Consider the following 24,371-nt stretch of genomic DNA (forward strand, 5'->3'; position numbering starts at 1 on the left):
GCTGGGAGCTTCCTGAACACCCAAGTGGTGGCCGCACCAATGGACCGGTGTTTCGCTTGGGGCATATTCGGCCGCATGGACTGGCTGTGGGGTGCACCATAGAATCAAGATGAATTGCCACAGCGACCTGCGGCTTCACACCAAGCGTGGGGGCGCTGCTGGATTCGACGACTGATTCGTCCCGAATCGGTGTCAGGCGTGCTGAAGGGTTGCACATGCGGTCAAAGTTCAAACGTATCCTCGCCGTGATCGGCCTTGCCGGGTTGCTGGCGGTACCCGCCGGCGCAGCCTGGGCCGAAGACCCGGTCAAGATCCCGTCGGGCACCAACATCGTGGATGACGCCAGTGTCCTGGGCGGCCGGAAGGGTGAGGTCCAGGACGCCATCCAGAAACTGTTGAAGGACCACAAGTACAACCTGTACGTGGTCACGGTGAAAACCTTCACCAACCCGACCGACCCGGCTCAATGGACGCAGAAAGTAGCTGAGCTGAAGAGCATGGGCAGGGCCGATGCCGTCCTGGCAATTGCTGTTGATGACGGCAAGTTCAACTTCGCCACGAATTCGAACAGCCCTATCCGGTCCAAGCAGGCCAACATCAGCCAGAACGCAGTCACCGCCAACCTCGCTGGCGGCAAGCGTGATTTCGCGCAGGCCGCCATTGATACTGCCTCCGCCATTGGTGACGCCGCCGGCGGCGGCAGCGGCAACGTGTCGTCCGGTGACGGCGCCGGCGCCGGCGTCCTGGTAGGTGCGGGCGTGGTGGTGGCCGGAGGCGGCGCGTACCTCTACTACCGGAACCGCCGGAAGAAGGCTGCCGGCCAGGACGCATCCAGCGGAAGCTATGGGCCCCAGGGCGCCGAGCTGGACCCGCTGGCGTCACTCAGCGTGGAGGAACTCCGCCGGAAGAGCGGTTCCCTGCTGATCGAGGCGGATGACGCCATTAAGACCAGCGAGCAGGAACTCGGCTTTGCCCAGGCGCAGTACGGCGATTCCGCCGTCGGAAACTTCACCAAGGCCCTGGCTGAGGCGAAAGCCCACATGACGGAGTCGTTCAAGCTGCAGCAGCAACTCGACGACCACATTCCGGACACGGAGGAGCAGCAACGGACCTGGCTGGGCGAGATCATCCGCCGCTCCGAGGCTGCCCTGGCTTCCCTCCAGGAGCAGAAGGCTGACTTCGACTCCCTGCGTGAGCTGGAGAAGAACGCGCCGCAGGCCCTTGCCGCAGTCAACGCCGGAGCCCGCGAAGCGGACGCCAAGATCGCCAGCGCGGAGCAGTCCCTGGCCACCATGCGCTCCAAGTACGCGGACAGTGCGCTAACCCAGGTCTCGGACAACATCGTCCAAGCCAAGGAACGGCTGGCCTTCGTACAGAACGCGTCCGAAACGGCGCAGCAGAAGCTCGGTGAGGGCGAGAGCAGCCTTGCTGCAGTGGCCGTACGCGCGGCCGAAGAAAGCCTGCACCAGACCAACGTCCTCCTGGACGCCATCGCCAAGGTGGCCACCAATCTCGACGAGGCCCGCAACGGCCTCGAAGCCTCGGTGGTGGACACCTCCCAGGACCTGGCCCAGGCAAAGGCCATGATCCAGTCCGGCGCCCACGCCGAGCTGGCCGGGCCGGTAGCCGCGGTGGAGGCCGCATTGGCCCAGGTTAGGAGCGAAATCCAGGGCGGAAAGATCGACCCCATCGCCACCCTGCAGCGGGTCGAAACCGCCCACCAGTCCCTGGACCAGGCCCTGACCGGGATCCGGGACCAGCAGGAGCAGGCGCGGCGCGCGCAGGCCTCGCTGCAGCAAACCATCATGTCCGCCCAGGCGCAGATCAGTGCCACGTCCGACTACATCACGGCGCGCCGCGGCGGAGTGGGCACCGAGGCACGCACCAGGCTTGCTGAGTCTCAGCGCAACCTCGACTATGCGCTGTCCATTGCCCGCACGGACCCTGTCACCGCGCTCACCTACGCACAGCAGGCGCATGCCCTGGCAGCGCAGGCGGCCCAACTGGCCCAGGCCGACGTCGAACACTTCGACGGCTACGCCAACCAGGGCTACGGCCGCGGCGGCATGTTCGGCGGCGGAGGCGGCGGTGGACTGGGCGGTGCCATTCTGGGCGGCATCCTGATCAACTCGATCCTCAACGGTGGCCACGGCGGCTGGGGCGGCGGCGGTGGCTGGGGCGACGGCGGAGGAGGCGGTGGCTTCGGAGGCGGCGGGGACTTCGGCGGCGGCGATTTCGGCGGCGGAGACTCCGGCAGTTTCTAAGGACTTCCGCCGGAACACGCCGGAGAACCCCGGCGGGCGGACAGAAGCAGTACACCACTGTGCACCGGTTCCAGTGGTTAACCCAGAGCAGGACGAAAGGCAAACACCATGGTTAAGCAGTCCATTTTTGGCCGGATCGCGCAGCTGGCAAAGGCGAACATCAATACTTTGCTGGACAACGCCGAGGATCCGCAGAAGATGCTGGACCAGATGGTCCGCGACTACACCAACAACATCGCCGAAGCAGAGTCCGCCGTGGCGCAGACCATCGGCAACCTCCGCATGCTGGAAGACGACTACAACGAGGACGTCAAGAACGCGCGCGACTGGGGAAACAAGGCACTGGCCGCCTCCCGCAAGGCTGACGAGTTCCGCGCGGCCGGCGACGTTGCCGACGCCGAAAAGTTCGACAACCTGGCAAAGGTGGCCCTGCAACGCCAGATGTCGGCCGAGAACGAAGCCAAGGGTGCGGAGCCGAGCATCGCCTCCCAGCGCGAGGTGGTGGACAAGCTGAAGACCGGCCTGGACCAGATGAAGAACAAGCTCAACCAGCTGACCAGCAAGCGCAACGAACTGGTGGCCAGGTCAAAGACGGCAGCGGCGCAGTCCCAGGTGCACGACGCCATCAAGAGCATCGACATCATGGACCCCACCAGCGAAGTTGGCCGCTTCGAGGAAAAGATCCGCCGCGAAGAGGCCAAGGTCCGCGGCCAGGAGGAACTTGCAGCATCCAGCCTGGATGCGCAGTTCAACCAGCTGGAGGACCTGGGCGAGCAGACCGAGATCGAGGCCCGGCTCGCTGCGCTGAAGTCCGGCGGTGCCAAGCCTGCCCTCGGTGCCGCCAGTGCCTCACAGTCCGAGTCGACCGTTGAGGAAGCCGACTTCGACAAGCTCTAAAGTCAACTGGCTTCCACAGGCAAACAAGGCGATGGCCGGGGCCGCGGTCCCGGCCATCGCCATGTCCACAGTGTGTAGCGTGGTGCCATGACCTCCCCTGAAGAAACCGCCCTGGTCTGGCTCCGCGACGACCTTCGCCTGGACGACAACCCGGCCCTGAACGCCGCCGCCGCGCTGGGCCTGCCGCTGACGGTGGTCTACGTCCTGGATGAAGAATCTGCAGGGATCAGGCCGCTGGGCGGAGCAACCCGGTGGTGGCTGCACCATTCACTCGCAGCACTGGCCTGCGCCCTCGAGGCCCGCGGCTCGCGTCTGCTCCTTCGCCATGGGCCGGCTGAACAGGTGATCAAGGAAGTGGCGGCGCAGAACGGAGCTGCCCACCTCTTCTGGAACCGGCGCTACGGGCAACCTGAGCGGACCATCGATGCCGCAGTCAAGGCGTGGGCCGGGGAGGAGGGCCTGGAGGCATCAAGCTTTCAGGCAAACCTCCTGTTCGAGCCCTGGACCGTTAAGACCGGCTCCGGAGGCCCCTACAAGGTGTTCACGCCTTTCTGGCGGGCATGCCTTGCCGGCCAGGATGTCAGGGAGCCTATGGAGCCTCCCGCCGTGATCCCGGAGCCTCCACAGCAACCAGGCCGCTTCCAGGCCGGCGACGACCTCGACAGCTGGCGGCTGCTCCCCTCCTCCCCTGACTGGAGCGGCGGACTCGCTGCCACCTGGGGTCCCGGCGAGGAAGGCGCGCATCACCGGCTGGAGGAGTTCCTGGACGGTCCGGTCGAAGAGTACGGAACCGGACGGAACCTTCCCGGCACCGAGGGAACCAGCCGCCTGTCACCCCACCTGCGGTTCGGCGAGGTCAGTCCGTTCCGGGTGTGGCGCGAGATCCGCCGCCGCTATCCTCAAAAGGTTCCTGCCGACGTCGGAATCTTCCGCTCCGAGCTTGGCTGGCGCGAATTCTGCTGGCAGCTGCTGTACAACAACCCGGAACTTGCCACCCGCAACTACCGGCCCGAATTCGACCGGTTCGCCTGGCAGCAGCCGGGCAGGAATGAGCTGGCAGCCTGGCAGCAGGGGCGCACGGGGTATCCCCTGGTGGACGCGGGCATGCGGCAGCTGTGGCAGACCGGCTGGATGCACAACCGCGTACGGATGGCCGCGGCCTCGTTCCTCGTCAAGAATCTCCTGGCTGACTGGCGGATCGGAGAGGAATGGTTCTGGGACACCCTGGTGGATGCCGACGCCGCCAGCAACCCGGCCAACTGGCAGTGGGTGGCCGGCTCGGGCGCTGACGCGTCGCCGTATTACCGGATTTTCAATCCCGTCACCCAAAGCAAAAAATTCGACGCCGGCGGCCGCTACCTGCGCGAGTTCGTCCCGGAGCTCGCGGACCTGGACAACAAATCCATCCACGAGCCCTGGAAGACAGGGGTCCCGGACTATCCCGAACCCCTCGTTGAGCTGCCGGAGTCCCGGGAACGGGCGCTGGCGGCTTACCAGCAGCTCAAGGACGGCTGAGCCGGGCTCCAGCTGTACCGTCCCTCTCCTCCTCTGCGGAAGGCTGAGCTGGCCTTAGCGGCTGACTTTGCCCGTGAGGGAGGCGATGGGCCGCAGGAAGATGGGGCGGGCCAGGAACCAGGCGGCCACCATGACGGCCACGGAGGCCAGGAACACCCAGAAACCGAACCAGCTGTCGTCGTCCCTGACCCCGTACATGTGGTTCAGGTTCCGCAGCGCACCGGTGGTGAGCACCAGGAAGACGTGGACCACGATGAAGGCCACGAAGTAGATCATCACCGGGAAGTGGACGGCGCGCGCCCACTCGATGGGGTAGGCCTTGTTTAGGCCCGCAGCCTTCTTTGGCCAGGCCGAGGACATCCGCAGGCCCGTGATGAACGCCAGCGGCGCAGCGATGAAGACGGTCACGAAGTAGGCCAACAGCTGCAGCGCGTTGTAGTTGATCCAGCCGTCTTCCGTGGGCCAGTCCAGCGAGGCGTACTGCAGCGCGGCCGACAAGGCATTGGGGAAGATGTCCCAGCTGGTGGGGACGATGCGCATCCATTGCCCGGTAGCGAACAGCAGCACGGCGAAGACGAGCCCGTTCAGGATCCAAAGGGCATCCAGCGTCAGGTGGAACCACAGTTCGAGGGTGATCTTGGTGGGCGCGTTCCTGGTGCGGATCAGGCCCTTATTGTTCCGGGTCCAATGCCCGCTGGGCCGTGTGGTGGTGCGTACCTGCCACCCTGTGCGGATGATCAGGAGCAGGAAGAAGGCGTTGAGGAAGTGCTGCCACGCCAGCCACGCCGGAAAACCCACCGGGGCGTTGTCTGGAAGTGCGGACTGGCCGGGGTAGTCCGCGAGAAAGGACGCGACGGCGGGCAGTCCCACGAGGAGCCGGGCCACCAGGACCACCAGGACCAGCGCCGCGAGGACAGCGGGAACCACCCAGTAAAGCCGGGACCGCTTACCCGTCGCGGCGCCGGGTTTCTTCGTGGGTGTGGCCATCGAACTACATACCTCTCAGGAATGACTCGGCGGCCCGCAGATCGCGGGGCCCTTCGAAAGAGAATACTAGGAACTGTGCGCATCCAAGGAAAAGAAAGGCCCTGACCGGCGTAACTGCCGGTCAGGGCCTTCATAGTTGCGGGGACAGGATTTGAACCTGTGACCTCTGGGTTATGAGCCCAGCGAGCTACCGAACTGCTCCACCCCGCGTCGCTTGATCAACACTACCCTACTTTCGCGGCCGCCCTGACCACGCTCCACCAGGTCCCCCTTTGGGATTCGACGGTCCCGGCAAGGTTGGCCGCGGCAGAGACGCCAGGGAAAGCAAAAGGCCCGGACATTGTTTCCAATGTCCGGGCCTTTCCTCAGTTGCGGGGACAGGATTTGAACCTGTGACCTCTGGGTTATGAGCCCAGCGAGCTACCGAACTGCTCCACCCCGCGTCGCAAGAACTACTTTACCGGGAGGTGAACCGCAGGCCAAATCGAAGCGGCGTGACGTCCGTTACGCCGGCCCGGCACCCTGGCCCCCGTAGGAGCTTCTGGTGCCGGGCCGCCGTCGTACTACTGGCCCGCTGATGCGGACGGCGTTGCCGAAGGTGAGCTGGAAGCTGCGGGGGCCGGGCTGGCCTCCGGAGCGGTCACCGGGATCTTGGCTTCGGCGTCCATGGCCTTCTTCAGCGCTGCCGCAATCTTCTTCTGCGCTTCGCCATAGGCAGCAAAGTCACCCGACGCGAGCGCCGTCTGTCCGGACTGGATGGCCGCATTCGCCTCATCCAGGGCCGCCTTCAGCTGGGCCTTGGCGTCCGCCTCTGCCGGTGTGGCAGGCGCGGCCGGGCCGGCCGGCGTCTGCCCGTTGTTGGCGGAGTCACCCGCGGCTGCGCCGGAGTCACCACCGAAGAGCTGCTTGAGGGCCGCGTCCAGCGTCGGGGCGAAGCCAACCTTGTCGCCAAAGGCCACCAGGACGCGCTGCAGCGTGGGGTATGACGTCTCACCCGTGGACTTGAGGTAGACCGGCTGGACGTAGAGGATGCCGCCGCCGACGGGCAGGGTGAGCAGGTTGCCGTTCAGCACGTCCGACGCACCTTGGCGCAGCAGGTTCAGCGCCTGCGAAACGGTGGGGTCGGAGTTGAACTTGTTCTGCGCCTGCCCCGGACCGGGCACCTGTGTTTCCGGCGGGATCTGCAGCAGCCGCAGCTTGCCGTAGCCTTCCGCCTTCACGCCGGCCTGGTTCCCCGCGTCCGAATCCGCGGCGAGGAAGCCGTACAGGACGTTGCGGGCGTTTCCGTTCACGATCTGCGGGATGAAGGAGGAGGTCAGCTGGAACGCCGGCTTTTCCTGGTCCGGCATCTGCAGCGACATGTAGAACGGCGGCTGCTTGACGTCGGTATCCACGGTCGGATCGGCGGGGACGCTCCACGCGTCGTTGTTCTTGTAGAAGCTGGTGGGATCCGTCACGTGGTACTGCCCCAGGAGCTCACGCTGGACCTTGAACAGGTCCTCCGGGTAGCGGACGTGGCTCATGACTGCCCCGGACATCTCCGAGTACGGCTTCAGGGATGACGGGAAGACCTTCTGCCAGGCCTTGAGGACCGGGTCCGTGTCGTCCCAGGCATAGAGGGTGACCGAGCCGTCGTAGGCGTCCACCGTGGCCTTGACCGAGTTGCGGATGTAGTTCACCGTGCTGTTGGGCAGGGCCACGGCGCGGCCGGAGCTGGTCTGCGAATCAGTGGTGGCATCCGACAGCTGCTTCTGCTGGGAGTACGGGTAGTACTGGCTGGTGGTGTAACCGTCCACGATCCACTTGACCCGGCCGTCCACCACTGCCGGGTACGCGCCGCCGTCAACCGTCAGGTAGGGTGCCACCTTCTGGACCCGCTCGCGGGGGTTGCGGTCGTACAGGATCTGCGACTCCGGGTTCACGCCGTCCGAAAGCAGCAGGTCCGAAGACTGGAATTTGATGGCGAAAAGGATCTTGTTGAAGAAGGAGCCAACATTGGGCCCGGCGTTGCCCTTGAACGTGTACTGGGTTTCGCCCTCCCCTTCCTTTCCGGAGGGGCGGTCCTGCTCGCGCGGGGCTGCGCCGTCGGGGGCACCGACGATCGAGTATTCCGGTGATGTCTCACCGAAGTAGATGCGCGGTTCGTAGGTTGTGTCGTTCCCCAGCACGCCGGTGGACGGAATGCCGGACTGCAGGAATTCGGGCTTGCCGTCCACGGTGAACTTGTTGCCCTTGGCAGCCACAACCCCGTAACCATGGGTGTACACCACGTGCTGGTTCAGCCAGCCCTGCTGGTTGGTTGCCACGTTCGTGGGGTTCAGCTCCCGCACGGCGATCACGGTGTCCTGGATCTTGCCGTCCACCTCGTAGCGGTCCACGTTGAGGGCCTTGGGGAACTGGTAGTACGCGCGGTACTGTTCCAGCTGCGCAAAGGCGTCTGAGATCAGGTTCGGGTCCAGGAGCCGGATGTTGGCCGTGGTCTGGGCGTCCGGCGCGAGTGCGCCGGTGTTGGCCGTGTTGGTGGCGTCGTACCGGGTCTCCTGGATGCCGTTCAGGCCGTAGGCCTTGCGCGTGTTCTCGATGTTGCGCTGGATGTACTTGCTTTCCAGCGTCTGCTCGGACGGGCGGACCTGGAACTGCTGGATCACCCAGGGGTAGACGCCGCCGGCCAGGATGGAGGTGATGATCAGCATGGCCGTGCCGATTACCGGAAGGCGCCAGCGGCCGATCACGGCGGCCACGATGAACAGGATGGCGACCAGGACGGCAGCAACCGCCAGGATTGCCTTGGTGGGGATGACGGCGTTGACATCCGTGTAGAGCGCGCCGGCCCAGCGGCCCCCGTTGCTCTGGACGGAAGAGTAGCGGTCCAGCCAGAAGTTCACGCCCAGGAGCACCAGGAAGGCGGCGCCGGTCACGGCGATATGGATTTGCGCTGCGCGGCTGGTGAAGACGCCGCGTTCCATCAGGCGGATGCTGCCGTACAGGTAGTGCGTGAGGATGCCGGCGATGCCCGCGATCACCACCACGCTGATCAGGAACCCGGTCACGAACCCGAGGAACGGCAAAGTCATCAGGTAGAAGCTGATGTCCATGTTGAACTGTGGATCAGCCTCACCGAAGCCAACCTGGTTGAAGAACAGCAGGACCTTCTGCCACTGGCTCGCGGCCGCGCTGCCCGCAAACAGGCCGAAGAGGACCGGCAGGCCCACCATCACGATCCGCCGGACCGGCTCCAGCTGCGCCTGGTACCGGTTGAGGTTGTCCCGGATCTCGGAATCCGGCGCGTAGACCGGCCGGGCGTTGTAGGCAATGCGGATTGCGAAGAACACCGCCGCGAACATGATGGCGAAGCCGGCCACGAAGGTGGCGATCTTGGCGAGGTTCTCGGTGACGAAGACCTCGATGAAGCCCAGTTGCCGGTACCAGAGGACGTCGGTCCAGACATTGGCGAAGAAAATGAAGCCCACGACCACCAGGGCGACAACGATCAGGGTGGGCGTCAGGGCGCCGCGTCGTGAAGGGGGCCTGCCGGTGGACATGGTGCTGGCGGGACGGGACAAACTGGGTACCTCATAGCTGGTCGTCAGATATTCGAAGCGTGCGGGCGACGTACGGTACCGGTCAAACGGCTGGTTTCGTCCGTCAACTTGTGCCACGAGTGGCGGTAAAGCTTAGTTCCTGTGAGTCTAGTTGCGCCCAGTCTATTTGCTGGCGCAGGCCGGGAGCGCGGATGTGTCCTGTCCGCTTCCGGCCAGTTCCACGGCATGCCGGGCTTCCGAAAGGTTTTCCACGCGGACCACCTGGAGGCCGTCGGGAACGTGGCCCGCAACTTCGTCGCAGTTGCCGGCGGGCGCCAGGAACAGGGTGGCGCCCGAAGAGCGCGCACCCCGCATTTTCTGTCCGATGCCGCCGATGGGTCCTACCGCGCCGTCCGGTGAGATGGTGCCGGTGCCCGCCATGTGTTTGCCGCCGGTGAGGTCGCCCGGGGTGACAGTGTCGATGATGCCCAGCGAGAACATCAGCCCCGCGCTTGGGCCACCCACCTTATCCAGGGAGATCTGCACCTGGAACGGGAAACTGAACAGGTACTTGAGCATGACGCCAAGGATGAACCGGCCCTGGCCGTTGTCCCTGGGAGTGACCTCAACGGTGACGGGCCGGCCGTCGCGTTCCACGGTCACCGATACCGGGGCGCCCTTGCCGGCGGCCAGTTCATCCTGGATCACGCTGAGTGCGGTGATGTCCTTGCCGTTGATGGACTTCAGGATGTCCCCCTGCTGGATCTTGCCGGCGGAAGCGGACTCCTTTGACAGGTCTGCGGCCTGGAGCTGCTGGCCGAAGGGGATCCTGAGTTCGTTCAGGGCGGAGGCCACGGCGTTCTCCTGGGACGTGGCCATGGCCACCGCACTTTGTTCCTGCGCCTCTTCCCTGGTGGTGCCCGTGGGATAGATCAGTTCAACCGGGTAGACCGCCTTGGAAGGGTCCAGCCACGCAGAGAACGCGTTGAGGATGCTGACGGAGCCGGTGGGGCCGCCGTCGACATAGACGGTGGTCAGGTCCAGGCTTCCGGCTGCCGGATACGTTTCACGGCCGCTGACATTGATGACGGGATGCCCCTGGCTCTCCCCCAGCGTGTTGTAGGTGGGACCGGGCGATTCGATGACATAGGGCACCGGAAGCGTGCCCACGGCAATTCCCAGCCCCAGCGCCGCCAGCCCGGCAACCATCATCGTGGAAAGCCGCTTCCCCCGGCCTCCGCCGTCGGACGGTTTGATGCTGCTGTCCGCAGCCGCTGTGCCGCCGCTGTCCAGGCCGCCGGCACCAAACGGACCGGGATTGGAGTAGGGGGGAAGATCGGGAACGTGGTCCTCGAAGGGATGGCCGCCACGGGTTGTAGTCACCCCACCAACAGTACGCGGTGGCAGTGGGCGGAGGTGCTTTGCCTAGAGCGAACGACGGCGGCGGGCGGCAGACAGCCGACCCCCGCCGGGGTACCGTGAAGGTTGATCAACAGTCACACCATCGATCGGCGGGACCATGACCTCCAACCCACTCAATCCGTCCAACGGCGACGACGACACCCCCAAGGATCCGTTGACCGAAATGCTCCAGAACCTGATGGGCGGCAAGGGGATGGAGAACTTCGATCCCGCCGAGCTCGCCAAGGCTGCCGGCCTGCCGGATGACCCCAATCTGCTGGCGCAGATGTTCTCCCAGGTGCAGGCGATGATGAGTGCCCCGTCCGAGGGGCCCGTCAACTGGACGCTGGCCCACGACAATGCCCGGCGGGTGGCGGCCGGCACCTCTGATCCGTCGGTCAGTGCCCAGCAGTCCCGGGAGGTGGATGAAGCCCTCCGCCTCGCTGAGCTGTGGCTGGACCCGGTCACCGACCTGCCCGGCACCGGTTTGATCGGCAAGGCCTGGTCCCGCGCGGAATGGGTGGAAGCCACCCTGGGCACCTGGAAGCGGCTGACCGAACCCGTGGCCAACAGCATCGCCAACGCGCTCTCCTCCGCCATGACGGAGCAGATGCCCGAGGAAATGAAGTCCATGATGGGCGGCGCTTCCTCGATGCTGCAGAACATGGGCGGCGCCATCTTTGGGATGCAGCTGGGGCAGGCCATCGGCGCCCTGTCCCAGGACGTGGTGAGCTCCACCGACATCGGTGTGCCGCTTGCCGACCTTGAAATGGCGCTCCTGCCAACAAATGTTGCCGCCTTCGGTGAAGGCCTGTCCCTGCCCGCGAACGACATCCGGCTGTTCCTCGCCGTGCGCGAAGCGGCGCATGCCCGGCTGTTCGTGCAGGTTCCTTGGCTGCGCGGACACCTGCTGGGAGCCATCGAGGCCTACGCCCGCGGCATCCACATCGACACTTCCCGCATCGAAGAGCTCGCCCGCGACCTCGATCCCAGCAATCCCGAAGGCATCCAGGAGGCATTGTCCCAGGGCGTCTTCATGCCGCAGCGGACGCCGGCCCAGGAACAGGCGCTGGAAAAGCTGGAGACCGCGCTGGCCCTCGTGGAGGGCTGGGTGGATGAGCTGACCGCGGCCGCCACGGAGAAGGTACTGCCGTCCGCCGGCGCGCTGCGCGAAACAGTACGCCGCCGCCGGGCAACGGGCGGTCCCGCCGAGCACGCCTTTGCTTCCCTGGTGGGGCTCGAGCTTCGTCCGCGCAGGCTGCGTGACGCGGCCACCCTGTGGGCCACCCTGAAGGAAGAACGCGGGATCGAGGGCCGTGACGCCATCTGGCACCACCCCGACCTCCTGCCCACGGCCGAAGACCTGGATGATCCGAAGGGCTTTTCCTCCCGCCGCAAGTTGGCCGAAGCCAGCGACAGCGAGGTGGATGACGCCCTGCAGAAACTGCTCAGCGGCGGTTTTGACGGCACCTCCGGCGATGAGGGCGCTGCAGGGGACACCGGCAGCAAGGACGACGGCGGAACGGACGACGACGGCGGAGCGGACGACGACGGCGGAACGGACGACGACGGCGGAGCGGACCAGCCCCGGGGCTGACACTTTTCTGGCGGGCCAGGGGTTCCTGGCCCGCCAGAGTGCTTTTTGGCCGGCATGCCTTCGCCCGGTGCTCTTTTCGCCGGCTTAGTGTCCTGCGCTGGACCTAGTCGGCGTCTTTGTCCATTCCCCGGGACGTGGCAAACGAAACACCTTCGAGAAACGCCTTGGCCCGCTGGGTTTCGGGGTAGGCCTCCAGCAGCTTCCAGAACGCGGCGTTGTGTGAGGCCACCAGGAGGTGGGCCAGCTCGTGGAGCAGGACGTAGTCGATGACCCATTGCGGCATGGGCCGCAGCTTGTCAGACAGGCGGATGGTCCCCTCGGCCGGCGTGGCCGAACCCCACCGGGAATTCTGGTTGCTCACCCAGCGGACGGAGGTGGGCACTGACCGGCCACCAAGATATTGGGCGGACAACTGGGCCGCATGGGCTGCCAGGGCTTCGTCGGTGGCAGGACGCCGCCGCCCGGCAGCCGCTTGCCGCTCCCCCTGCCTGTGCAGTTTGGCCAGCATCTTGTGAACCCATTCATGCTCCTGCGCGGCCGTGAAGCGGGCCGGAATCGCAACAACCGCCGTACCGTCTTCCCAGAACGCTGCCACGGTGCGGGTCCGCCGGGCAGAACGCCGCACCTCCACCGGAGAACCGTTTGGGGTAGTCAGCTGGGCAGCCTCCCGGGCACCGCCGCTGGGTCCGCGCCTCACAGGACGGAACTCTCGACAAGGACCCGGAGGACGTCCTCCCCGTACTTTTCCAGCTTGGACGGGCCAACCCCGGCGAGGCCGGCAAGCTCCTCCAACGACGCCGGCCTGGCCTCCGCGATGGCGGTAAGGGTGGCATCGGTGAAGACAACGAATGCCGGGACGTCCGCGGACTGTGCCACCTCGCGGCGCCAGTTGCGGAGGGCGTCAAAGGTCTGTTCCTCGTAGCTGGGGGGACACGCGTTGCAGCGGCCAACCTTCCGTTCGGCCCCGCTGGCCAGCATGCTGCCACAGACGCGGCACACAGCCGGGGCGGCAGCTTTGCGGCGTGGCGCCGGCCCCTTGCCCCGGGTACTCGAGCTTGCCACCGAGTCCGGCCGCAGGCCCTCCAGGAACCGGGACGGCTTCCGGTTGGCCCGGCCCCCGGGAGTCCTTGCGGTGCTCCACGAGAGGGAAAGGTGTTCGCGGGCGCGGGTGATGCCCACGTACAGGAGGCGGCGCTCCTCATCCACGGATTCGGGTGAATCGGCAAAGGAGATGGGCATCAGGCCTTCGCTGAGTCCCACCAGGAAAACAGCGTCCCATTCCAGGCCCTTGGCCGCGTGCAGCGAGGCGAGCGTAACGCCCTGCACGGTGGGCGCATGCTGGGCGAGGGAACGCTCCTGAAGTTCGTTCACGAAATCCGGCAGGCCGAACTGGGGGCCGCGGGCCTGCACGAGTTCATCGGCGAGTGCCACCAATGCCGCAAGGGACTCCCAGCGTTCGCGAAGTGCACCTCCGCTGTGCGGTGCCGCATCGGTGTAGCCGAGGGAGGAGACGATGTCCCGCACCAGTTGGCCCAGCGGTTCCGGCGCATCTGATTCGGAAACGGCCCGGGTGGCTGCACGCAGCTGCAGGATGGCGTCCCGGACCTCCTTGCGGGCGAAGAACCTCTCCCCGCCGCGCAGTTGGTAGCCGATGCCTGCCGCTGCCAGCGCCTGCTCGTAGGCCTCGGACTGGCCGTTGGTACGGAAAAGGATGGCCACCTCGCTGGCCGGAGTCCCGGCGTCGAGCAGTGCCTTGATCTTCTGCGCCACCGTGGCGGCTTCGGCTTCATCGTCCGTGCACTCGGTGAACTGCGGTGCGGGTCCCGCCGGGCGCTGCGCCACGAGTTGCAGGGGTGAAGCCCACGCAGCGTCGGCGGTGGGGCCGCCGCTGCGGCGGGCGGCCAGCAGGTCGTTGGCCAGTTTCACCACCTGCGGGGTGGAGCGGTAGTCCCTGATGAGCTTGACCACGTTGGCCTGTGGATAGCGGCTTTTGAAGTCCAGGAGGTGCCTGGGCGAGGCGCCGGTAAAGGAATAGATGGTCTGGCTGGCGTCACCCACCACGCAGAGTTCGTCACGGCCGCCGAGCCAAAGTTCCAGGAGCCGCTGCTGAAGCGGGGAAACGTCCTGGTATTCATCCACCACAAAGTGCCGGTACTGTTCCCGGACCGTGGCAGCAACCTTCTCGTCCTCCTGGAGGATGCCCACCGTGATCAGCAGGACGTCCTCGAAGTCGATCACGTTGCGGTCGGTCTTGACGTCTTCATAGGACTGGAAGACGCGGGCCACCGTGGTGAGGTCGAACCCGCCGGGCGCGCCCCTCCCCTGGGCGTTCTCGAGGTAGTTTCCCGGTGTCAGCATGGACACCTTGGCCCATTCGATTTCCGAAGCAAGGTCGCGGATGGAGGCCCGGTCCGTGCTGAGCCGAAGCCGCCGGGCCGCCTCGGCGAGCATCTGGGCTTTGTGGTCCAGCAGGTTGGGCAGTGTTCCGCCCACCGCCTGCGGCCAGAAGAACTGGAGCTGGCGCAGTGCGGCGGCGTGGAAAGTGCGGGCCTGCACATTGCCGGCACCGAGGTCCCGCAGGCGGCTGCGCATCTCTGCCGCGGCCCGCGCGGTGAACGTCACGGCGAGCAGGCGCTGGGGCGTGTAGACCCCGGAGTGCACGCCGTAGGCGATGCGGTGGGTGATGGCGCGGGTTTTGCCGGTTCCCGCGCCGGCCAGCACGCACAACGGGCCGTTCAGGGTGCTGGCCACTTCACGCTGTTCGGCGTCCAGACCCCCGAGGATCCGGTCCTCGAGTGAGGCTGCTCCGTCAAAATTCTCTGTAGTCACTTTTGCTGCTTTGTTTCTCGACTACCGCGTACTGGAGTCTGGTGGATGGAATAACTTAGGCGCCGGTCAGGTCCTGGATCCGGCCGCCGTACCAGTGCTCAATGAGCGATCGGGCAATAGAGAGCCTGCTGGAAATGGTGATCTCACCGCTGAGCACCGCTTCCTGGAGTTCCTCTCGGCTGAACCAGCGGGCCCTGGTGACCTCCACGCCGTCGGGCGTTGCCTGGGCGTCCTCGGTGACGGCGGTAAATCCAAGCATAAGCGAGGCGGGGAACGGCCATGACTGGGAGCCGAGGTACTGGCAGGCGGTGACCCGCACCCCAACCTCCTCCTGGATCTCGCGCACCACGGCCTCTTCGAGTGATTCGCCGGGCTCAACGAAGCCGGCGAGGGTGGAGTAGTTCCGGGCGTCCACGGGCCCTCCCCCGCCCAGCAGCAGCCGGCCATCCGGGCCGACGACCGTGACAATGATGGCGGGGTCGGTGCGCGGAAAGTGTTCGGAGTTGTCCGAGGGGCACCGGCGCACCCAGCCGCCGGCTTCCACAACCGTTGGCGTGCCGCAGCGCGGGCAATGCGTATGGGCTGCGTGCCAGTTGGCGATGGCGCTGGCTTCAACGAACAAGGCTGTGGAGGTGGCGGTCAAACCTGCGGCGACCTCCCGGAATCCGGCCCACTGCGCGTCCTTCGGGATACCGGCGGTCCCGGGCCCGGGAGGCTCAGGAAGGACGAAGAGCAGCAGTTCGGTCCCGGCTGGCAGGTCGGCGGCGGGCAGGGCCGATCCAAGGTACACCACGAGGTCCGGTGTTGATCCTGCTTCTGCCAGCGCTGACAGGAGCTCCCTGGCCCCGGTCAGGACCAGGTTGCTGCCCTGCACCAGCCCCTGGCGTCCCGACAGGACTGCGGCCTGGGCATCCGGCCCGGCAAGCAGGTCATCGATCATGCCGGGCCTGGCGCGGGCGACAGATCCCCGGTCCACCAAGGCGGGCCTTACCGGGAGCAGGGTATCCGCCAAATGGTTCGCCGGCAGCCGTGCCGGCGCAGCCTGGTGGACAGGTATTACAGACTCCGCATGGCTCATGGTTCCACCGTACTGACTGCCACCGACATTTCACATTTCAGCAGCTCCCACCGCTTGCCCCGAACCCCCTCGTTTTGCACCTATCTCAAGACTCGCCGCGGCCGGACCGCGGTGTGGGACGGCAGGCAATCTACCGTGGAACGGTGAGAAGAAAACCGATTGAACTTGCGGCAATTGCAACCGCGGCAGTCCCCGGGCTGACCCCGACCGCCGTTAGCTCTGCCCCGGACGACCCCGCGGACTTCGACTCGGCCCTGCTCCTCGATTCCGAAGGCAAGCGCTGGCGGGTCCGGTCGCCGCGGCATGCCGAAGCCAGCGCGCGCCTGGAAACGGAGTTCCTTGTACTCCGGGCTTTCGCTCCTGCCGTCCGGGCGGAACTGCCGTTCCTGATGCCGACCGTGGCCGGCAGCGTCCGGCTGGGAACCTTGACCACCTTCGTTTACTCACACCTCTCCGGCACCACCCGCAGCGTCGAGGAACTGACGTCAGGGCCTGCCGGGCTCGCCCAGGAGATTGGCTCCGCCCTGGCCGCGGTCCACGACCTGCCCCGGTCCCTGGTCAGCAACGCCGACCTGCCCAGCTACACCCCCAATGAATTCCGCCAGCGGCGGCTGAATGAACTGGACCAGGCTGCCACCACGGGCAAGATTCCCGCGGCACTGCTGCGCCGCTGGGAACACGCCATGGAGGATGTATCGCTGTGGCGGTTCAACCCTTGCGTGGTCCACGGAGACCTGCACGAGGACAACCTGCTGGTGGAGGCGGGAAGGGTGACCGCAGTTACGGGTTGGACGGACCTGCGCATTGGGGACCCTGCCGACGACTTTGCCTGGCTGGTTGCTTCGAATGAACAGGACTTCATTGACGCCGTACTGAAGGCCTACACGTCCAGCCGCCGGGACGTCCCGGACCAGCACCTGCTGCGCCGGGCTGCCCTGTCCGCTGAGTTCGCCCTGGCTCAATACCTGGTGAAGGGCCTTGCCGCCGGGGATCAGGACATGGTCAGCGAAGCGGAGGACATGCTGAAGAGCCTGGCAAGCGACATTGCCGAGTACGGCGGCCGGCCGATCAGCGTCGAGCCCCTTCCGGCCGCGGGCAGCCCGGATGAGGCTGGAACGTCCGTTCCTGCTTCCACCGCGGGTTCCGGGGCCGCCCCCGTCTCCGGGGGCGGCAGTTCCGCTGTCACTCCCGCCGTTACGGTCATCCCGGTTCCTGCCCAAACCGCTGCTCCGGCACAACCGTCAGTAGCGCCGGTCCAACCGGCGGTACCTGTGCATCCGGCCGTTTCCGTCCAGCCGGCCGTGCAGGTCACCCCCATCCCGGTGGAGCAACCGGAGGCATCGGCTGACCCCGTGGAACCCCGTGGCGCCGAAACCAAAGGTCCGGACGATACATCCACCGCCGCCATTTCAATCGTCAACGCCAAGCAGGGCTGAACCGGGCCGGTCGTTGCCCCCTGGCTGGGCCATTCGAGGACGGCCCAGCACAAGGACGTCCCAGCACAAGGACGGCCCAGTCCAAGGACGTCCGTGCTCAAGACCTGCTCAGCGCAGCGGCCACGATTCCTTCCAGCTCGTCGGCAGTTCCCAGGTCGTGCGGCCGGACCACGGCGTTGTCAGCGACATAGAAGAACGCAGCCCGCACGTCCTCCAGGGGAACATCCCTAAGGCGGGCCCACGCCAGTCGGTACACGGCCAGCTGGATCGAACGGGTCTTCAGTTGCTCCGCGGTGGGCCGGCGGCCGGTCTTCCAGTCCACCAGGTCCCAGCGGCCGTCGGCGTCACGGAATACGGCGTCTACCCGGCCTCGCACCACAACCTCCCCAACCCTGGTTTCCACCGGAACCTCGACGAAAGCCGGGGATCTCTCGGCCCACGGGGAAGCTTTAAAGGTAGCCACCATCTCGTCCAGGTCGTAGGCGGCGTCAATGTGGTCATCCGAACCCGGCGCTTCGCCGAGGTCCAGCATTCCAGCCCTTCCAAAATATTCCTCCACCCAGGCGTGGAAGGCAGTACCCTTCCGGGCCGACATGCCCGGTTCCCGCGGCACCGGCCGGCGCAGACGGGCCAGCACCGCCTCGGGATCGTCCCCGAGGTCAACCAGGGTGGAGGCGGAGATGTGGGTGGGCAGGTGCACATCCTGTCCACTTGACCTTCTTGCCCTGCGCTCCAGCAGCAGGGCCGCTTCGCGCGCCCAGCCTGCCGCTGCTCCCGTCAGGCTGGGCGGATGCGCGGGCCTCTCCGGCGGCACTAACTGTCCTCCGCCGGCCGCCAGGATCCCGCGAACCCGTTGCGCCGCCGCTTCCATAGCTGTCCTGCGCCCCCGGGCCAGGCGGAGCCGCTCACCGGTCCGTGGATCCACCGGTCCTTCAAGGGGGTCGTAGGGCCACATTGCTTCTTCTGTTTCGAGCGTCAATGGACTCTGCTGCGGCAGTGCGCCTTCCTCCAGGGACAGGGGGTGGACCATGGCATTCGGACCGCCGGCGGAGTCGGCCGGCCGGGTCAACACTTCCAGCTCCGCAAGGAACGGCGACATCTCCGCCCTGCCGGCCCGTGAACCCACCCAGGCCGCGCTGGACACCCACAGGACGTGCTTGGCCCTGGTATAGGCGACATAGGCCAGCCGTCGCTCCTCCGACTCGCCATGGACCTGGACGGCGGTCTTGTAATCCTTCTCGGCATCCAGCCAGCCTTTCTGGTCCGGCTGGTCAAGGTCCCACTGCGGGAGGTCGGCCCGGTCCCCGCGCAGGGGCCAGGGCAGCGCGGCCGAACCGCTGCTCCAGCGGGAGTCCCGGTCGCTGGGGAAGGATCCCGCATTCAGTCCAGGAACAAACACCACGTCCCACTCCAGGCCCTTGGACGCGTGGACGGTCAACAGCTGAACGGCTTCCCGGTTCACATCGCTGGCGGGCGCCTCCAACCCGTTTTCTTCCGCCGAGGCAGCCTCCAGCCAAGCCAGGAAAGCGAGGATGTCCACTCGCTGGGAGGTGCGAAGGAATCCGGCTGCGGCATCCTGGAAGGCATCGAGGTTGCGGCGGGCCTGGTGGATGCTGATTCCCGGGCGCGCTGCCACTTCGATGTCCAGCAGCATGGCCCTCTCCACCTCGCCCAGGAGTGTGGTGAGGTCATCGCCGAGGTAGCCGCGCAGCTGCCGCAGCTCCGCGGACAACCTGGCCAGCCTGCTGCGCGCCTCCCAGGTGAGCGTGCGGCCATTTGCGGACGTCCACCCGTCACGCGGCAGGAAGTCCAGGGCTTCTACCAGGCTGGCGCCGTCAGTCAGGTCGCCCTCCAGGACGGGGGCATCTGCTTCATCACTGTCGCTGTCCTGGCTGTCGCTGTCGCTGTCGAACCCCAGTGGCGCCCTCCCCCGGCTCCGTGCCAGCTGGCTGGACCAGTCGCGCAGGGCCATGAGGTCAGCGGGGCCTATGCGCCACCGGGCACCAGCGAGCAGCCGCATGAGGGCGTCGGAGCGGCCGGGGTCGGCAAGGACGCGAAGGGTGGCCACCAGGTCAACGATTTCCGGGGTGTCAAGGAGGCCCCCGAGGCCCACGATCTCGTAGGGGATCCCCCGGGCCTCGAACTGCCGCCGGACAGTTTCCATCTGGGCGCGCCTGCGGCACAGCACGGCGAGAGCCGGTGGCTCCGCAGTCCCGTCGGATTTCAGCTCGAAGTCGGTCACCCGGTATCTCAGGACGTCCTCAGCCAGGGCTGCAGCCTCCTCGGCATCGCTGGCGAAACGGCCCAGCACCACCGTCCCGTCCACGGCATGGGGGCTCGGTTGCAGCGCAGGAACTTCAGCAGCGGCGGCCCTGTCGCCGGCAGGGCCGTTGTGGGCAGCTGCCCGGCCGAGGGACTGCGACGTGACGTTGGCTGCGGCCAGGATCGAGCGGCCGTTCCGCCATGCTGTTGTGAGGTAGGAGGTTGGGGCAGGCGCCCACTCCGCTCCTTCGTCCGACTTCCCGGTCCGGACAGGAAATTCGCGGACGAAGTGGAACAACTGGCCCGCCGAAGCGCCACGGAAACCATAGATTGACTGGTTTGGGTCGCCCACCGCTGTCACGGCATGGCCGTCACCGAAGAGTCGGGAGAAAAGCACCAGCTGCGCGTATGAGGTGTCCTGGAACTCGTCAAGCAGAACCACTTTGTACCGCTGGCGTTCCATCTGCGCTGCCAGGGGAACTTCCTGGGCAACCTTGGCAGCGAGCGCCACCAGGTCGCCGAAATCGAGTGCGCCGCGGGCGCGTTTGGCTGCGGCATAGCGACCCACCATGTCAGCGACACTTGCCCTGGTCCGCAGCATTCCGCCGAGGTCCAGGGCCGCCTTGGACGGGTTCCTCTTCTTGCCGGCCACGTAGGGCATCGACTCATACTCCGAAAGGCGCGCCATAAGCCAGGCTTCGACGTCCTCGGGTTCCTGCAGGTGTTCCGCGCATTCCCCAGCCAGTTGGATGACGGCTTTCACCAGTGTGGACTTGGCGGCCCGGAAGTGCGCGTATTCACCGTCGTAGGCCTCAACCACCTCGCTGGCCAACTGCCACGCCTGCGCGCCGCCGAGCAGCACCACATCCCGCTCCACGCCGAGCCGCAGTCCGTAATCGGAGACGATGCCGCTGGCGAACGAATGATAGGTGGAAACTTTCGGCTCCAGCGTGTCGCTGTTGCGCAGGCCCTCCGGGAAGACCCCCTTGCCGGTGTCCTGGGCGGCAAGACGCTGCAGTGCCAGGAGCTTTGACCGGATCCGGCTTGCAAGTTCGCCGGCAGCCTTCCGGGTGAAGGTCACGCCCAGGATCTCCTCCGGGGTGACCCACCCGTTGGCCACGAGCCAGACCACCCGGTCCGCCATGGTTGCGGTCTTTCCCGATCCAGCTCCAGCGATGACGAGCCGCGGTGCCAGCGGGGAGGAGATGATGGCTGACTGCTCAGGAGTGGGGGTGTTTTTTTCACCGAGCAGCACGGACAGTTCTTCGGGGCTGAAGCGCACCGCCGGGGCGGCTTCCGCGGCAATCAATGCCCCGCTCATTCTGTTACCTGCCTTCCGCGCGCACACAAGGGGCACACCTCAGGGAGCCGGCAACCGTGGCCGCCATGGCTGCCTTTGGCAGGGTCGTGCCGTGCAATGAATTCCTTGCCTGCCATCACGGCGGCTGCCTCCTTCACCATGTCCAATGCCCAGTTCTGCTGTGGGTCGAGTGGCTCCTGCTGCTGAACGGCTGGATTGACCGCCCCGGTCCCCAGCTGCGCCAGCACGGCTCCGCCGGATCCGCCGCCGCCCCCGTCCGCTCCCGCGTCAAAACCGCCGGCCAGCACTGCCGCCTGGTATGCGCCAAGCTGCGGGTGGCGGGAGAGCTCATCCTTCCCTGGTTGCCGCTTGCCAGTCTTGAGGTCCACCACCACCAGCCGGCCGTCGCCGTCGATCTCCAGCCGGTCCACCTGGCCGCGGAGGACTGCTTCCCGCGGCAAAGCTTCGTCCACTGCTACATGGCCAAGGGCCACTTCAAAGTCCTGCTCCACGCCCAGCAGGCTGCGCCCTTCACTCCTCATCAGGAGCACGTACTGCGCCAGCTTCCGCACCATGGCCTCGGCACGCTGGAAGTCCAGTCTTCCCTCCCAGTTATCCTTCATGCCCATGGCCGGCCAGCGCCGCACCAGTTCAGCAACATACTCCGATCCGGATGCGTCGGGCATGTCCTGGGCAATCGCGTGCACCAGCGTGCCGAGGCTTCGGGCGAAGTCGGTGGCTGGTTCCCCGCCGGCCGCCTGGACGAACCAGTCCAACGGCGACTTTTGGACAGTCTCCACCTTCGAGGGGGACACGGATACCGTTCCGCCCGGTGGGACCACGGCCTCGGTGGAGGACAGCGGGGCAAGCCCCCACCAGCTGTCCGGGTTTGCTCCAGACACGGCAGGCTCCTGGGCGGCGAGATGCGCCAGCACCCTGGCAGCTTCCTCTGCCTGCGCTGTCCCTTCCAGCTGGGCATGTTGCCTGAGCTCGGCGACCAGCGCACGCAGGGTCATGGGCCGTTCCACCTGCGTAAACGCCCGTCCCTCCGCCTCCGGGCCCAGGGGCGCAACGAAGTCCAGGAAGGACGACGGCTGGTGGTCCTCCGACGAGACTGCGGTGCAAATCAGCATTTCCCTTGCCCTGGATACCGCTGTGGAGAAACTGCGGAGTTCGTCGTAGCGGATGTCCCGAAGCCGGCTCAAGGGGTCACGCTGGAGGGCGTATCCGGGGCCATGTTCGACGGCGTCCGCATACAGCGTGCTGCCGAGCAGTTCCCCGCGGAGCCTGGTGTTGGGCCACACTCCCTCCTGAAGTCCCGCAACGATCACGACCGGCCATTCGCGCCCGGCCGCGCTGGCGGGCGTCATCAGTTCCACCGCGTCATCCACCTGGGCGCGGGCGGCCAGGGTATCCATGGGAAGCTCCTGGTTCAGCAGGTATTCCAGGAACTGTTCAGGGCCGGCGCCGGGCATCTGGTCCACGTAGCGTTCCGCGGTATGGAAAAGCGCCATCATCGCGTCAAGGTCGCGGTCAGCCCGGGCACCATGGGGCCCGCCCGACAACGCGGTGGCTGTCCACGCCGACGAAAGCCCCGTGGAGTTCCACAGCGCCCACAGCACCGATTCGGCATTGGCGCCGGGCAGATAGGCGGCTTCCCGCCCAGCCTGGATCATCCGGGCCGTCCGCCGGGCGGCGCGGCCCTCGATGCCCAGCGCACCCAGTGCACCGGGCTCAAGCAGTGCCTCGACCAGCAGGGCGTCGCTGGCGCGGCCTCCACCACCCAGGAGTTCTTCGCGCCGCAGCGATTGCCGGAGCCTGCGGAGTTCAATCGAGGTGGCACCGCCGATGCGAGACGTAAGAAGTGACACAGCAGCTTCGGGTGTCAACAGCTGCGGATCCAAGGCGATGGCGAAGGCATCCAGCAGGGGCCTGACGGCGACCTCGTCCCGGACCGCGGATTCGGCCACCGGCACCCGCACAGGAATGCCCTGCCCGGACAGGTAGCGCTGCAGCTCGCTGACCTGGCCGCCGTTCCGAACGATGACTGCAATGTCCGCAAGCTCGCGGCCGTGGTTGATGTGCTGGTCCAGGATCCGCTGGGCAACATACCGCAGCTCATGCACCGGAGTGGGAACCAGATGGGCCTCGACGTTCCCGTGACGGGCGGGTTCGGCGTGCCCAGGGCTTCCAGGCTGTCCGTGCCGCGCCAGCGGTTCAAGTCGTCGTGCCAGCTGCCCGCCCGCACGCTGGGAAATTCGGCCGGCGACGTTCAACCACGCCTCCGCCACGGCGGGCGCCAGGCCATGGGCATGCCACAGCGGGCGCTCCAGGACAGGCGCCTGGGTGGACAGCAACCGGGGCAGCTCGGCAACCAGGTCCGGCCGTGCTCCGCGGAATCCCTGCACCACCGTGTCCGGGGACGAGGTCACGTAGCAGTCCTTGCCGGCGGCAACGTCTGCCAGGAACTCGAAGATGGCGGGGTTTGCTTCCTGGATATCGTCCACCAGGACAACCTGCAGCCGGGCGCGTTCCGCGGCGAGGAAATCGGGTGCATCCTGGAAGATCTGACGGGCGGCCGTGATGATCCCGGCGGGATCGAAGGCTTCGGGCATCCGCAGGTCAAGGACGTCCCGGTATTCGGCATACAGGGCCGCTGCGGCTTTCCAGTCCGGCCGGTGGCAATCATGCGCCAGCTGAACCAGGTCTTCGGCCGTGCGGCCCGACTCGATGATGCGGTCAAAGAGCTGCCGCACTTCCTGTCGGAAGCCGCGAGTTTCCAGGGCCCCGTCAAGATCGGCGGGCCAGGGCAGTTCCAGGCCGGGAATCCGGTGGCCCTCGAGGAGTTCCCTGATGATGAGGTCCTGCTCCGGGCCGGACAACAGGCGCGGCGGCCTGGACAGCGGGATGACACCCTCGGCCTTGGCACGGCGGATCAGGTCGAAGGCGTAAGAGGCCCACGTCCTGGCGGGGGTGGTGCTGAGGCTCCTGTCCAGCCGCGCGGTGAAACGGTCACGCAGGAAATCGGCGGCAAGGCGGGTGGGCGCGAGGATCAGCATGCGCTCGGGGTCGACGCCGTCACGGAAGACCCGCTGGACAGCCGCCTCAACCAGCACGGTGGTCTTTCCCGTGCCCGGCGCGCCCGGGACCAGCACCGGCCCCGAACCCTGAGTGACATCAACGGCCGCCTGCTGGTCCGGTGTGAGCCGAAGGGCTTCCGCGTGCACCCGCCGTGGCGGCAGCAACCGAAGAGCAGGGTTAGCCTGCAGGTCAGTGCTGTTATC

The 24,371-nt window shown here is 66.5% G+C and carries 13 protein-coding genes and 2 tRNA genes; 5 read left to right on the plus strand and 10 right to left on the minus strand.

Features of this window, described 5'->3' with window-relative positions:
- The first annotated feature begins 215 nt into the window (after nucleotides 1-215).
- The 3 genes from FBY33_RS18270 to FBY33_RS18280 all read left to right on the plus strand — a co-directional run bounded on the left by FBY33_RS18270 (nucleotide 216) and on the right by FBY33_RS18280 (nucleotide 4,676).
- Complete coding sequence (locus FBY33_RS18270; RefSeq protein WP_142031750.1) at nucleotides 216-2,264, plus strand: TPM domain-containing protein; 2,049 nt, start codon at nucleotides 216-218, stop codon at nucleotides 2,262-2,264.
- A gap of 108 nt (nucleotides 2,265-2,372) precedes the next feature.
- On the plus strand, nucleotides 2,373-3,161 hold the full coding sequence (locus tag FBY33_RS18275) for a PspA/IM30 family protein (protein ID WP_142031751.1): 789 nt from the start codon (nucleotides 2,373-2,375) through the stop codon (nucleotides 3,159-3,161).
- Between the two features lie 87 nt (nucleotides 3,162-3,248).
- A complete protein-coding gene (locus tag FBY33_RS18280) occupies nucleotides 3,249-4,676 on the plus strand; it encodes a cryptochrome/photolyase family protein (RefSeq protein ID WP_142031752.1) in 1,428 nt (475 codons plus the stop codon).
- A 54-nt stretch (nucleotides 4,677-4,730) separates the two neighbouring features.
- On the opposite strand, the gene FBY33_RS18285 is transcribed toward FBY33_RS18280, so the two are convergent.
- The 5 genes from FBY33_RS18285 to FBY33_RS18305 all read right to left on the minus strand — a co-directional run bounded on the left by FBY33_RS18285 (nucleotide 4,731) and on the right by FBY33_RS18305 (nucleotide 10,567).
- On the minus strand, nucleotides 4,731-5,663 hold the full coding sequence (locus FBY33_RS18285; RefSeq protein WP_142031753.1) for a cytochrome b/b6 domain-containing protein: 933 nt from the start codon (nucleotides 5,661-5,663) through the stop codon (nucleotides 4,731-4,733).
- Between the two features lie 136 nt (nucleotides 5,664-5,799).
- A tRNA-Met gene (locus tag FBY33_RS18290) sits at nucleotides 5,800-5,873 on the minus strand.
- Between the two features lie 159 nt (nucleotides 5,874-6,032).
- Nucleotides 6,033-6,106 (minus strand) — tRNA-Met (locus FBY33_RS18295).
- 120 nt (nucleotides 6,107-6,226) lie between these two features.
- The gene (locus tag FBY33_RS18300) at nucleotides 6,227-9,205 is read right to left on the minus strand and encodes a UPF0182 family membrane protein (protein ID WP_200831471.1); all 2,979 of its coding nucleotides are present in this window, start codon (nucleotides 9,203-9,205) and stop codon (nucleotides 6,227-6,229) included.
- A gap of 162 nt (nucleotides 9,206-9,367) precedes the next feature.
- Complete coding sequence (locus tag FBY33_RS18305; RefSeq protein ID WP_142031754.1) at nucleotides 9,368-10,567, minus strand: YlbL family protein; 1,200 nt, start codon at nucleotides 10,565-10,567, stop codon at nucleotides 9,368-9,370.
- 136 nt (nucleotides 10,568-10,703) lie between these two features.
- Here FBY33_RS18305 and FBY33_RS18310 point away from each other — a divergent pair, with 136 nt between their 5' ends.
- On the plus strand, nucleotides 10,704-12,182 hold the full coding sequence (locus tag FBY33_RS18310; protein WP_142031755.1) for a zinc-dependent metalloprotease: 1,479 nt from the start codon (nucleotides 10,704-10,706) through the stop codon (nucleotides 12,180-12,182).
- A gap of 103 nt (nucleotides 12,183-12,285) precedes the next feature.
- Here FBY33_RS18310 and FBY33_RS18315 read toward each other — a convergent pair whose 3' ends face one another.
- Genes FBY33_RS18315 through nudC form a run of 3 tightly spaced genes read right to left on the minus strand, consistent with a single transcriptional unit; the run spans nucleotide 12,286 to nucleotide 16,089 of the window.
- Nucleotides 12,286-12,879 (minus strand): M48 family metallopeptidase, encoded by a 594-nt coding sequence (locus FBY33_RS18315; RefSeq protein WP_142031756.1) that lies wholly within the window; start codon nucleotides 12,877-12,879, stop codon nucleotides 12,286-12,288.
- Nucleotides 12,876-15,011: an ATP-dependent helicase gene (locus FBY33_RS18320; RefSeq protein WP_142031757.1), complete on the minus strand. Its 2,136-nt coding sequence runs from the start codon at nucleotides 15,009-15,011 to the stop codon at nucleotides 12,876-12,878. Before FBY33_RS18320 ends, FBY33_RS18315 begins: the two co-directional genes overlap by 4 nt.
- 55 nt (nucleotides 15,012-15,066) lie before the next feature.
- Nucleotides 15,067-16,089 (minus strand): NAD(+) diphosphatase, encoded by a 1,023-nt coding sequence (gene nudC, locus FBY33_RS18325; protein WP_142031758.1) that lies wholly within the window; start codon nucleotides 16,087-16,089, stop codon nucleotides 15,067-15,069.
- Between the two features lie 143 nt (nucleotides 16,090-16,232).
- Between nudC and FBY33_RS18330 the strand changes: the two genes are divergently transcribed.
- A complete protein-coding gene (locus FBY33_RS18330) occupies nucleotides 16,233-17,525 on the plus strand; it encodes a phosphotransferase (protein WP_142031759.1) in 1,293 nt (430 codons plus the stop codon).
- 97 nt (nucleotides 17,526-17,622) lie between these two features.
- Here the strand turns inward: FBY33_RS18330 and FBY33_RS18335 are convergent, their stop codons facing one another.
- Together FBY33_RS18335 and FBY33_RS18340 are read right to left on the minus strand one after the other, a co-directional pair.
- Nucleotides 17,623-21,108 carry a UvrD-helicase domain-containing protein gene (locus FBY33_RS18335; protein WP_142031760.1) on the minus strand — a complete coding sequence of 1,162 codons (3,486 nt, stop codon included), beginning with the start codon at nucleotides 21,106-21,108 and terminating at the stop codon, nucleotides 17,623-17,625.
- On the minus strand, nucleotides 21,105-24,356 hold the full coding sequence (locus tag FBY33_RS18340; RefSeq protein WP_142033035.1) for an ATP-dependent helicase: 3,252 nt from the start codon (nucleotides 24,354-24,356) through the stop codon (nucleotides 21,105-21,107). Before FBY33_RS18340 ends, FBY33_RS18335 begins: the two co-directional genes overlap by 4 nt.
- Between the last annotated feature and the right edge of the window lie 15 nt (nucleotides 24,357-24,371).

Origin of the sequence: Arthrobacter sp. SLBN-112 (assembly GCF_006715225.1) — a bacterium.
In the GTDB taxonomy this organism is placed as follows: Bacteria; Actinomycetota; Actinomycetes; order Actinomycetales; family Micrococcaceae; genus Arthrobacter.

Bases quoted from the DNA above. Each gene is read 5' to 3' on its own strand.
- FBY33_RS18270 (WP_142031750.1), top strand. From the start codon at position 216: ATGCGGTCAAAGTTCAAACGTATCCTCGCCGTGATCGGCCTTGCCGGG.
- FBY33_RS18275 (WP_142031751.1), top strand. From the start codon at position 2,373: ATGGTTAAGCAGTCCATTTTTGGCCGGATCGCGCAGCTGGCAAAGGCG.
- FBY33_RS18280 (WP_142031752.1), top strand. From the start codon at position 3,249: ATGACCTCCCCTGAAGAAACCGCCCTGGTCTGGCTCCGCGACGACCTT.
- FBY33_RS18285 (WP_142031753.1), bottom strand. From the start codon at position 5,663: ATGGCCACACCCACGAAGAAACCCGGCGCCGCGACGGGTAAGCGGTCC.
- FBY33_RS18300 (WP_200831471.1), bottom strand. From the start codon at position 9,205: ATGTCCACCGGCAGGCCCCCTTCACGACGCGGCGCCCTGACGCCCACC.
- FBY33_RS18310 (WP_142031755.1), top strand. From the start codon at position 10,704: ATGACCTCCAACCCACTCAATCCGTCCAACGGCGACGACGACACCCCC.
- nudC (WP_142031758.1), bottom strand. From the start codon at position 16,089: ATGAGCCATGCGGAGTCTGTAATACCTGTCCACCAGGCTGCGCCGGCA.
- FBY33_RS18335 (WP_142031760.1), bottom strand. From the start codon at position 21,108: ATGAGCGGGGCATTGATTGCCGCGGAAGCCGCCCCGGCGGTGCGCTTC.